Below are 9,468 nucleotides of genomic sequence, written 5' to 3' on the forward strand. Positions count from 1 at the left end.
CTCTTTCCATAAATCCCCCTGATTTTTGTTTTCATCTTTTAATTTTTTATCTATTTTTACAATATATTCCTTGTCAAGCTTAAACTTTGGATGAATAAGATTGTTCGTAAAATCTCCATCATTAGTAATAATTAATAGTCCTTCACTATCCTTATCAAGTCTTCCAGCTGCAAAAAATCTTTTTCCTATATCTACTAAATCATTTAAATCTTTCTCATTATAAGGATCGAAGTTTGAAGTTATAAAGCCAATTGGTTTGTATAATTTTATATAAAACTTCTTTTCAATTGATAAGATTTCGCCGTTTATTTCTACAATATCATTATCCTCTACCTTGATGCCCGGTTCATTAATAACTTCACCATTTATCTTTACCTTACCCATTAGGATTAATTCATCTGCTTTGCGTCTAGATGTAAAGCCAGATTGGGCTATATATTTATTTATCCTCATTTTCACCAGTCCTTATTTCAGGCAGGTCATCTAAGGATTTTAAATTAAAATATTGCAAGAAAAAATCTGTTGTAGCGTAAATAATAGGCTTACCAATTTTATCTAGTCTACCCTTTTCAACAATAAGTTTTTTGTCTAGCAATGAATCAATAGTAGACTGGGAATTAACTCCCCTAATCTTATCAATTTCTACCCTTGTTATGGGTTGTTTATATGCAATAATTGACAAGGTTTCAAGAGTTGAATTAGTTAGTTTTTTTTCTGACTTCGCCAAAAGTGTTTCGAAATACTTATCACTAGCTTTCCTTGTTGTAAACTGAAATGAATCGTTAAATTTCCTTATAACTAAGCCGCTTCCTAAATCATTTCTTTCGATTATCATTTTTTCTAGACATTTTCTTATATCACTTTTTGAAAAATCAAATAAAATTTTACTTAATTCATCTATATTTATAGGATCTGCCCACACATATAATACCTCTTCGATAAGGCCTTTTAAGTAAGAATCCGTCATTTAATCCTCTTAATTATTTTAAACGAGTTTATCTCTGTCTGCTTAACATAAATTTCGTTAAGCCTTACCATTTCTAGTAATGCTAAAAAAGTTGCTATACATTCCGCCTTTGAATTAATTCTTCTTGTGATATCAACAAGATTTAATTCCTTAGAAAAATTTAATGTTTTTCGTAAACTTATCAAATAAGAATTTACATCAGGTATTTTAACTTGCTCGAATATCTTTTCTTCATTCTTTTTTTCTTTTTGGAGCCTTTTTATTAATTTTGCAAATTCTTTAGATAAGATATCCACATCTTGAGATATGGGTGATTTTTCTTTTTGAAAACTTGATAAATCTTCCTGATATTTTGAATGAATTTTCCTCGCTTCATCCTCTAGAATTTTAAAATCATCTTGGACTGATTTTATTTTTTTATATTCTATAAGATAAGAAATAAAATCCTCTTCTAATTTTTCATTTTCTTGTTTCGGAAGAAGTTTGTTAGCTTTGATAGTTAAAAGTATTGAAGATGTATAAATAAATTCAGATAGCATTGATATGTCAATATTCATCTTTGCAATTTCTTCTAGAAAAGGATTTGTTATATCTTCAATTTTCACATCATAAATATCTATCTTTTCCCTATCAATCAAATTTAATAATAGGTCAAATGGACCTTCGAAATCTTCTAGCTTAATATTAAGCTTCATTTATTTTTCTTAAAGCATAAAAAATCGCTATGATTGTCTTTGCATCAGTTATTTCACCATTTTCAACCATCTGATATAATTCTTTGATTGAATAAGACTTGCTTGATACATTTTCATCCTCGTCTTGGTTTAAAGGTGATTCTTGTAAATCTTCTGCAACAAAAAACGATAATTTATCATTAGTAAATCCTGGAGAAGCGTGCATATCAAACAAATAAGTTGTTTTTTGAGGGAAATATCCTACTTCTTCTTGAAGTTCTCTTTTTGCAGTTTCTATTGGTAATTCGCCTGGCTCAACAAGACCTGCTGGGATTTCCAAAGTCACCTTGTCAATAGCCTTTCTATATTGGCTTACCATCCATAATTTATCAGGTCCATCGAAAGCTATAATTCCCACACCTTTTTGGTGGTCAACTATCTCTCTTTTAGAATATCTTTTATTCTCGAGTTCTACCGTCTCAACCCTTAACTTGAGTATCTTTCCATCATAGATGGTATCAGATTTTATTGTCTTTTCATAAAATTTTTCTTCATTCATTTCTTAGATCCTCCGCCATTTCTAAAATCTCTCTGGCTGATTTAATTGTAGTCTGTGTAATATCAACTCCACCAATTAGCCTTGCAATTTCAAGGGTTCTTTCTTCATCTCTTAAATTTTTAGAACTTGATATAGTAAAATTATCGACATCTTCCTTACTAATTAATATGTGGTTATTAGCAAGTGATGCTATTTGTGGTAGGTGACTTATTGCAATCACCTGTCTTTTTTTCGATAAGTCTAGAATTTTCTCCCCAACTATCTGGGCTGTCCTTCCGCTTATACCTGTATCAATCTCATCAAAAATCATTGTATCTATATCGTCAAAACTTGCAAACACTTCTTTGAAAGCAAGCATTATCCTAGATATTTCGCCGCCAGAAGCAGTTCTTGTTAGGGATGTTAAATTTTCACCCTTATTAGTCCTAATTAGAAAGTCTATCTCATCAAAACCTGTTTTATCAATATTTTCTTTCTTAGAAAGGTCGACTTTAAATTTACCATTTTTTATATTTAATTCTACAATTTCTTTGTTAAGAGATTTTTCAAGGCTTTTTATCTTGTTAACCCTAATATCGTGTAGCTCATTTGAATTACTAAGCATCTTTTCATCAATATCTGAAAGAATGCTTGAAAGGTTATTTCTCAAATCGTCAATCTGATCTAATTCCTCAAGCCTTTTTTTCATGGAATCATAGTAATTTTTTATATCGGAAATATTATTCCCATATTTCCTTTTCAAATCAAAAAGTCTTTTGTTTAAATCCTCTAGTGCTTCTAATTTTTCAGGATCAGCCGATAGGAATTCAACATAAGAATCCACTTGCGAATAAATATCGTCAAGCTCGTCCGAAATCGCGATTAACCTATTATAAAGATCTGATGACTTATGATCAATATCCACAAAATCTGCAATAGATGATGCTCCTTCATTTAAAAGCTTACTTACTGATGGATTATCATAATCTGTTGAATCTAGAAGTTCAAGCATTTTATAATAAGATTCTTTTAAACTCGAAATATTTGTCAGCTTCTTATATTCACTTTCAAGTTCATCCTCATCAATATTAAAAACGTCAACATTATCAATTTCTTCTATCTGATAATTTAGCAAATCTCTTTCCCTTCTTAATTCTTCATCAGAAAGATCAAAATCTTTAAAACGTTTGATATAATCGGATTTTTCTTTTGAAAGATTAGAAAGACTCAATCTTAATTTCCTAGTTTGTTCATCATTTTGATAAGAATCAATAAGGTCAATATAATTAGCCTTATTCATATAAATATTTGAGTCACCCTGTTTATAGATATCTATAAGATCATCGCTAATTTCTTTTAAAATATTAATGTTAGATAGTCGACCATTAAGCCTAATACTAGAAGAATTCTTGCCAATATTCCTAGTTATGATAAGTCTATTATCATCAAAACTTATACCAAGTTTTTCAAACTTCTTCATCAAGGATTCTTTTAAGACGAATACAGCTTCTATAATAGCTTGGTCTTTAAAATTACCTATTATATCCTTACTTGCCCTCTTACCTAGAAGTAAATTAATCGCTTCTAGAATAATAGACTTTCCTGAACCGGTTTCTCCTGTTAAAACATTAAATTTATCTTCAAAAAAGATGTGATCTTTTTTTATGATAATAAAATTGTCAATATAAAGCTCGGAAAGCATTATTTAACAAGAGCCCTGATATCTTCGACAAGGTTATCAATGGATTCAAAGTCTTTAGGTGTAATAAAGATTGTATCTATCCCTGTAACCATACCACCAACATTTTCTAGTTTTGCATTTGTTATATATTGACCGCAAACTGTTGCGCAATATGAAATTGTCTTAATTACAATTAGTTGAGCAGATTTTTCTACTGATAAGACAGCTTCCTTAAAAATTTTCTCGATCCTTTCAGTAAGAGTATCGTAAACAGCATCAACCACTGTATATTTGTACTCATAATCATCACTTTGAACCTTTGATATTCTTAGTTCTTTTATATCTCTTGAAATAGTAGCCTGAGTCGCGTTTACTCCTTGAGATTTTAAAATGTCAGAAAGTTGGCTTTGGGTTCTGACATCATTATTTTGGATAATATCCAATATTAATCGTTGTCTAGTATATTTTTTCATAATTTCCCCTAATAACTTCGACTTGATAGGTAATCTATTAAATATGATAACACTTCATTATTTTGAAAATCTTTTATAGCATTTTTGGCTTTTATATTTACCTCATCTATGAGTTTAATGGCATCTTGTTTATTCATTACGTTTAGAATATTTAATTCATTATCATAAGAATCCTCAAGTAAATCATCCTGTATTTGGAAAGCAAGTCCTAAGTTTTCTGCAAAAATTTCAATTTTTTTACAAATTTCTTCATTTTGACCTGTAACTATAGCCGCTCCCAAACATGCTGCTTTAAATAAATCTGAGGTTTTTTTCTTATAAACGTCTAGCAAATACGATAAATCGTAAGTTGTATCTCTCCTCAAATCTAAAACCTGACCATCTATCATTCCAAATCTCGATGCTTTATTTAAAATATAAGAACCAGCATCTATATAAGATAAGTCTTCTTTAGCTAAGTTAAAAAGAATCATTGCAGCTTCATTTAAAAGTGCATCTCCTGTTAATATCCCTATATCTTCTCCAAACTTTTTATGAACACTTTCCTTGCCTCGCCTATAATTATCATTATCCATAGCGGGCAAATCATCATGAACAAGAGAATAAGAATGAATAAACTCTATAGCCAAGGCAAGCTTATAGTCTTTAGAATTTATTTCTTTTGAAAACATTTTCTTGCATTGGATATATAAGAAAGCCCTTATTCTTTTACCACCATCCGTAGCATAGACCATAGCATCTTCTAATATATTTTTCGGACTGAAGTAATTTTCAACTTCCATATCCAGCATTTCTTTATTTTCAATAATCAATTCTAAAAACTTTTCTTTATTCATCATGTTTTATAACTTCCACCTTAGCTTTATAATTCTGAAGTCTTTCTTCAAGATCTTTATACATCCTTTTAGCTTCACCATAAAGCTTGATTGATTCATCAAGATTATCCTTATTATCTTCTATCTTATCTAATATCTCTTCAATTTTTTTATATTGGTCTTCAAAAGATTTATCCATCAATTATCCTTGCATATAAACTTCCATCACTAAACTTTAGCTTTATCATATCATCCTTACCTAAGCTATGGGCAGAATATATATTTTTATCATCAAATATTACTTCAATTTGATTTTTTCTCATTTCTAATAAGTTATCTAAGTAAGTGAATTTATAGTATAAACTTTTTAGCCTATTTTGACTGTCAGATATTATAGTATCCATAGCCCTATCTAAATCATAGTTAAGAGATGATAAATCTCTAATTTTACTTTCTATAATCTTTACAGGAGATAGGCTTGATAATTTCGCTTCTAAAACCTTTAAGTCAAGAGCTTTAAGATTAAGCTTATTTTCTATAGATAGCCCCGCCCTATAAAACTTATTTTTGAGATATTTTTCATAATCTATATAGTTAGAAATGAGATAGGTTCCTGCCTCGGTAGGAGTCTGCAAGCTTAAATCACTTGTATAATCAATAAGAGTTGTATCAATGTTATGACCAATAGCTGATATAATAGGCGTTTTAGCATCATACACAGCTTCTATTATTTTTCTTTGGTTAAAACTAGATAAATCTTCATTAGAGCCACCACCTCGGGTAATAACTATGACATCCAAATTCAATTTATCTAATCTCTTAATTGCCATTTCCACAAGGTCTTCTGCGTCATTACCTTGAACTTTGACAGGAGCAAGGTAAATATGTATATCATTTGCTTTGCTATTTATCATCGCCAAAAAGTCAACAATTGCCGCCCCATCTCTTGATGTTATTAAACCAATATTCTTAACAAATTTTGGTATTGGTTTTTTATTTTCTAAATCAAAAAATCCCTTGGCTTTAAATTCCTCTTTCATTTTGAGAAATTCTTTAAAATCTTTTGATATACCAACATCCTCAATTTCATTGACTATTATAATTAATCTTGAGGAATAGTTATTAAAAGATAAGTTACCCCTGATAATTACTTCTTTACCAGGGCTAAAATCAAAATTTATTTCCTTATCTTCATAATAATAGATTACCGCATCAATAATATCTGTTCCTTCTTTTAATGAAAAGTAAAGATGATAATTATTAGCTCTAATATTACAAAGCTCGCCAGTCAAATTTACCCTTTGAAAAATCGGGTCATGCTTGATATTCGATTTTATATATTCATTGAATTGTTTTACGCTTAATGGTTTTCTCATTTATCATCGTTTCTAACTATATTTCCTAAAATAAGATTTACCAACTTGTAGTCATCCTCTGCAGAAAATTTCTTAGCTAAATTTACAGCCTCATTTATTGATACTGACACTGGAATCCCTAGAAAATATATTTCATTAATAGATAAATATACTATAGATCTAACCACCCTGCTAAGTTTTGTCATACCTTTTGGCATATTATCAACTAATTTAGCATTTATTTCTTCATAGTTTGTTTTGTAAGAATTAATAGAATCTACAATAAAAGTTTCATCCTCACTTAGTTTATGGTTGGCTAAAAGTTCTTTACAATCTTCAATTTTGTTAATTGTATCTTGATAAATGAGCTTAAAAACCCATTCTCTTTGATCGGTTCTTTTCATCAGATTTCTAATTTGTTTATATTAACGTTGATTTTGCTAACACTAAGACCTGTCATAGTCTCAACAACATTTTTTACATTTTCTTGGATTTTTTTTACAGTTTTTCTTACATTAACATTTTTATCCAATGAAAGATCAAGATCAATTATAAGATTTCCCGCAACATTTCTTATAGAAGTTTTTGTTGTCTTTGCTTGAAGTGAATGAATAAAACCTTCATCAGAATTTTCTTCATATACTCCATAAACATCATTTGCTGCTTGAATTGCAATTTGATCTAGGACCTCATCAGCTATTTTTACTGAACCGTCTTTGAAATTACTTGGCATTTATTACTCCTAAGCTCTTGATAGGTACTCACCACTTCTTGTATCAATTTTTATAACGTCTCCTTCGTTCACGAAGATTGGAACGTTTATAACTGCACCTGTTTCTACAGTCGCTGGTTTTGTAACATTTGTTGCAGTATCACCCTTGATACCAGGTTCTGTTTTTTCCACCTTTAATTCTACAAAGTTTGGTGGATCAATTGAAAATGGTTTGCCTTGGTAGAATTTAATTAAAACAGAATCATTTTCTCTAACATATATTATTGCATCCTTAACATTTTCTTCTTCAATACCAATTTGTTCAAAACTTTCAGGATCCATAAAGTAATATAATTGTCCATCATTGTATAAATATTGCATTTCTTTTGTAGAAATAACAGCATTCTCAAATTTTTCATTTGGGTTAAAGGTAACGTCTTTTGCTCCACCATTCATTACTGATCTAATCTTTGCTCTTACAAAAGCTGCTCCCTTACCTGGTTTGACGTGTTGGAAATCTACTATTTGATATACATCATTATCATAGACGAATGTTACGCCTTTTCTTAATTCATTTGCTGAAATCATATTCCCTCCTAGTTGATATTTCTTTCATTATTATACCATATTTGACCATTAATTAAAAATTTTATTCATAAATATTATGCAATCTTATCAATTTTTACAAAGTAATGAATACTACGTACGAAATTAGTATAATGATATAAGATTGATTATTAGAGGTGGACATGAAAAAATTAGGTCTTATTTCAGAGTTTAATCCCTTTCACAATGGGCATAAATATTTATTAGATAAGTGCAAACAAGAATTAAATATAGATTTTGCTATTTCCATAATGAGTGGGGACTTTGTCCAGAGAGGAGAAGCAAGTATTATTGACAAATACAAAAGAGCCTACGTTGCAATAAAATGCGGCTTTGATCTAGTTGTAGAAATGCCAAATTTTGTTAGCCTTCAGGCAGCAGAGCTTTTTGCCCTCAAATCTGTTACTATACTTGATAAAATGAATATTGATTATCTTGTTTTTGGTATTGAAAATATGGAACCTGCTGATTTTCTTGGTTGTACTAAAATCATAATGGAAAATAAAAACGAAATTGATTATAAGACAAAGTCATATCTAAAGGCTGGTTTTTCTTATCCCAAATCTCATAATATGGCCATTGAAAATTTCGTTACAAGTGATTTTATTTCATCTAATAATATTTTGGCTCTCGAATATATCAAAGCTATTAATAAAATTAGATCAAGAATGATGCCCTACCCTATTAAAAGAATCAAAACACAAAATAAAGACCTTACTATAAAGGATAATTTTTTTGCTTCATCAACTGCAATTAGAAATAATATTGATATAGGTATAAAATGTTTGATGCCTGATGTTTCTTATGGTAGCCTTATTGAATTTAGGAAGGAAAATAAAGTTTTTAATGAGGATTTTATATACAATATCTTCAAGTATAAAATTCTTATAGAAAATTCTCCAATGAGTGAAATTTTGGGTTACGAAGAAGGAATAGATAATTACTTAAAAAAACTTGCGATGACTAGAAATACTTATAGGGAGTTTCTAGATAAAGCAAGCAGTCAAAGATATACTAGGTCGAGGTTAAAAAGACTTGTCTTAAACTATATCTTAAATAACACTAATAGTTTAAATAAAATCGATATATCTTTTATCAAAGTCCTTGCCTATAATAGCCTCGCCGCAGATGTATTTAAGAGTTTTCCTGCAAATCTTGATATTATAATCAATAAAAAAGACGCTAAGAAACTCAATTCGGCAAATATGATTATCTATGAGAATATGATCAATTCATCTAATTTATATAGTATAGGATTTGATAGAGAAATGAATTTAGATTTTAAGCATAATAATAGACCTATCGACTGATAGGTCTAATTTTTATTTATTTTCTAAAATTTTATTCTTGTTTATTTCAAGCTGTTGAGCAAGTTTACTAAAGTTTTCATACGAACTAGTAAATATTCTGTCAATATAATCATAAGATTGTTGTCTAATATGTCTAGCTTCTGCTGCTGCCTCTTGCAATATTCTATCTGCTTCATTTCTTGCTTGAATAGTTAATTCATGTTCGCTTACCATTTTTTGGTATTGATTTTTAGCTTGCTCTTTGAAATTTTTTATTTCACCTTCTGCTTGGTTTAATCTATTGTCAGCTTCAGCAGAGGCTTCAGAAAGAATTCTTTCCTTTTCCTCAGTAACCCAT

The 9,468-nt window shown here is 29.4% G+C and carries 14 protein-coding genes; 1 reads left to right on the forward strand and 13 read right to left on the reverse strand.

Annotation, left to right across the window (positions count from 1 at the left end; translation table 11 throughout):
• The 12 genes from RQ893_RS06545 to efp all read right to left on the reverse strand — a co-directional run.
• Window positions 1-453: pseudouridine synthase (locus RQ893_RS06545; RefSeq protein WP_311482248.1), on the reverse strand; the 453-nt coding region annotated here is incomplete at its 3' end.
• The gene (gene scpB, locus RQ893_RS06550; RefSeq protein WP_311482249.1) at window positions 440-967 is read right to left on the reverse strand and encodes an SMC-Scp complex subunit ScpB; all 528 of its coding nucleotides are present in this window, start codon (window positions 965-967) and stop codon (window positions 440-442) included. The genes RQ893_RS06545 and scpB, both read right to left, overlap by 14 nt.
• The gene (locus tag RQ893_RS06555) at window positions 964-1,662 is read right to left on the reverse strand and encodes a segregation/condensation protein A (protein ID WP_311482250.1); all 699 of its coding nucleotides are present in this window, start codon (window positions 1,660-1,662) and stop codon (window positions 964-966) included. The genes scpB and RQ893_RS06555 overlap by 4 nt, the downstream gene beginning before the upstream one ends.
• The gene (locus RQ893_RS06560; protein WP_311482251.1) at window positions 1,652-2,200 is read right to left on the reverse strand and encodes an NUDIX hydrolase; all 549 of its coding nucleotides are present in this window, start codon (window positions 2,198-2,200) and stop codon (window positions 1,652-1,654) included. The genes RQ893_RS06555 and RQ893_RS06560 overlap by 11 nt, the downstream gene beginning before the upstream one ends.
• Window positions 2,193-3,881, reverse strand: coding sequence for a DNA repair protein RecN (gene recN / locus RQ893_RS06565; protein ID WP_311482252.1), 1,689 nt, complete (start codon window positions 3,879-3,881; stop codon window positions 2,193-2,195). The genes RQ893_RS06560 and recN overlap by 8 nt, the downstream gene beginning before the upstream one ends.
• Window positions 3,881-4,333, reverse strand: coding sequence for an arginine repressor (locus tag RQ893_RS06570; RefSeq protein ID WP_311482253.1), 453 nt, complete (start codon window positions 4,331-4,333; stop codon window positions 3,881-3,883). The genes recN and RQ893_RS06570 overlap by 1 nt, the downstream gene beginning before the upstream one ends.
• 8 nt (window positions 4,334-4,341) lie before the next feature.
• Window positions 4,342-5,172 carry a polyprenyl synthetase family protein gene (locus RQ893_RS06575; protein ID WP_311482254.1) on the reverse strand — a complete coding sequence of 277 codons (831 nt, stop codon included), beginning with the start codon at window positions 5,170-5,172 and terminating at the stop codon, window positions 4,342-4,344.
• The gene (xseB, locus tag RQ893_RS06580; RefSeq protein ID WP_311482255.1) at window positions 5,162-5,347 is read right to left on the reverse strand and encodes an exodeoxyribonuclease VII small subunit; all 186 of its coding nucleotides are present in this window, start codon (window positions 5,345-5,347) and stop codon (window positions 5,162-5,164) included. Before xseB ends, RQ893_RS06575 begins: the two co-directional genes overlap by 11 nt.
• On the reverse strand, window positions 5,340-6,524 hold the full coding sequence (gene xseA / locus RQ893_RS06585; RefSeq protein WP_311482256.1) for an exodeoxyribonuclease VII large subunit: 1,185 nt from the start codon (window positions 6,522-6,524) through the stop codon (window positions 5,340-5,342). Before xseA ends, xseB begins: the two co-directional genes overlap by 8 nt.
• Window positions 6,521-6,907 (reverse strand): transcription antitermination factor NusB, encoded by a 387-nt coding sequence (locus tag RQ893_RS06590; protein ID WP_311482257.1) that lies wholly within the window; start codon window positions 6,905-6,907, stop codon window positions 6,521-6,523. The genes xseA and RQ893_RS06590 overlap by 4 nt, the downstream gene beginning before the upstream one ends.
• Window positions 6,907-7,236: an Asp23/Gls24 family envelope stress response protein gene (locus tag RQ893_RS06595; protein WP_311482258.1), complete on the reverse strand. Its 330-nt coding sequence runs from the start codon at window positions 7,234-7,236 to the stop codon at window positions 6,907-6,909. The genes RQ893_RS06590 and RQ893_RS06595 overlap by 1 nt, the downstream gene beginning before the upstream one ends.
• A 9-nt stretch (window positions 7,237-7,245) precedes the next feature.
• Window positions 7,246-7,803, reverse strand: a complete 558-nt coding sequence (efp, locus tag RQ893_RS06600; RefSeq protein ID WP_311482259.1) for an elongation factor P — start codon at window positions 7,801-7,803, stop codon at window positions 7,246-7,248.
• A gap of 161 nt (window positions 7,804-7,964) precedes the next feature.
• Here efp and RQ893_RS06605 point away from each other — a divergent pair, with 161 nt between their 5' ends.
• On the forward strand, window positions 7,965-9,131 hold the full coding sequence (locus RQ893_RS06605) for a nucleotidyltransferase family protein (protein WP_311482260.1): 1,167 nt from the start codon (window positions 7,965-7,967) through the stop codon (window positions 9,129-9,131).
• A gap of 12 nt (window positions 9,132-9,143) precedes the next feature.
• Here the strand turns inward: RQ893_RS06605 and RQ893_RS06610 are convergent.
• The coding region (locus RQ893_RS06610; protein ID WP_311482261.1) for an ATPase at window positions 9,144-9,468 on the reverse strand (325 nt) is incomplete at its 5' end.

Source organism: uncultured Anaerococcus sp., from assembly GCF_963510915.1.
Classification (GTDB): Bacteria; Bacillota; Clostridia; order Tissierellales; family Peptoniphilaceae; genus Anaerococcus.

Coding starts and splice junctions, on each gene's coding strand:
- scpB (WP_311482249.1), bottom strand. CDS start 967: ATGACGGATTCTTACTTAAAAGGCCTTATCGAAGAGGTATTATATGTG.
- RQ893_RS06555 (WP_311482250.1), bottom strand. CDS start 1,662: ATGAAGCTTAATATTAAGCTAGAAGATTTCGAAGGTCCATTTGACCTA.
- RQ893_RS06560 (WP_311482251.1), bottom strand. CDS start 2,200: ATGAATGAAGAAAAATTTTATGAAAAGACAATAAAATCTGATACCATC.
- recN (WP_311482252.1), bottom strand. CDS start 3,881: ATGCTTTCCGAGCTTTATATTGACAATTTTATTATCATAAAAAAAGAT.
- RQ893_RS06570 (WP_311482253.1), bottom strand. CDS start 4,333: ATGAAAAAATATACTAGACAACGATTAATATTGGATATTATCCAAAAT.
- RQ893_RS06575 (WP_311482254.1), bottom strand. CDS start 5,172: ATGATGAATAAAGAAAAGTTTTTAGAATTGATTATTGAAAATAAAGAA.
- xseB (WP_311482255.1), bottom strand. CDS start 5,347: ATGGATAAATCTTTTGAAGACCAATATAAAAAAATTGAAGAGATATTA.
- xseA (WP_311482256.1), bottom strand. CDS start 6,524: ATGAGAAAACCATTAAGCGTAAAACAATTCAATGAATATATAAAATCG.
- RQ893_RS06590 (WP_311482257.1), bottom strand. CDS start 6,907: ATGAAAAGAACCGATCAAAGAGAATGGGTTTTTAAGCTCATTTATCAA.
- RQ893_RS06595 (WP_311482258.1), bottom strand. CDS start 7,236: ATGCCAAGTAATTTCAAAGACGGTTCAGTAAAAATAGCTGATGAGGTC.
- efp (WP_311482259.1), bottom strand. CDS start 7,803: ATGATTTCAGCAAATGAATTAAGAAAAGGCGTAACATTCGTCTATGAT.
- RQ893_RS06605 (WP_311482260.1), top strand. CDS start 7,965: ATGAAAAAATTAGGTCTTATTTCAGAGTTTAATCCCTTTCACAATGGG.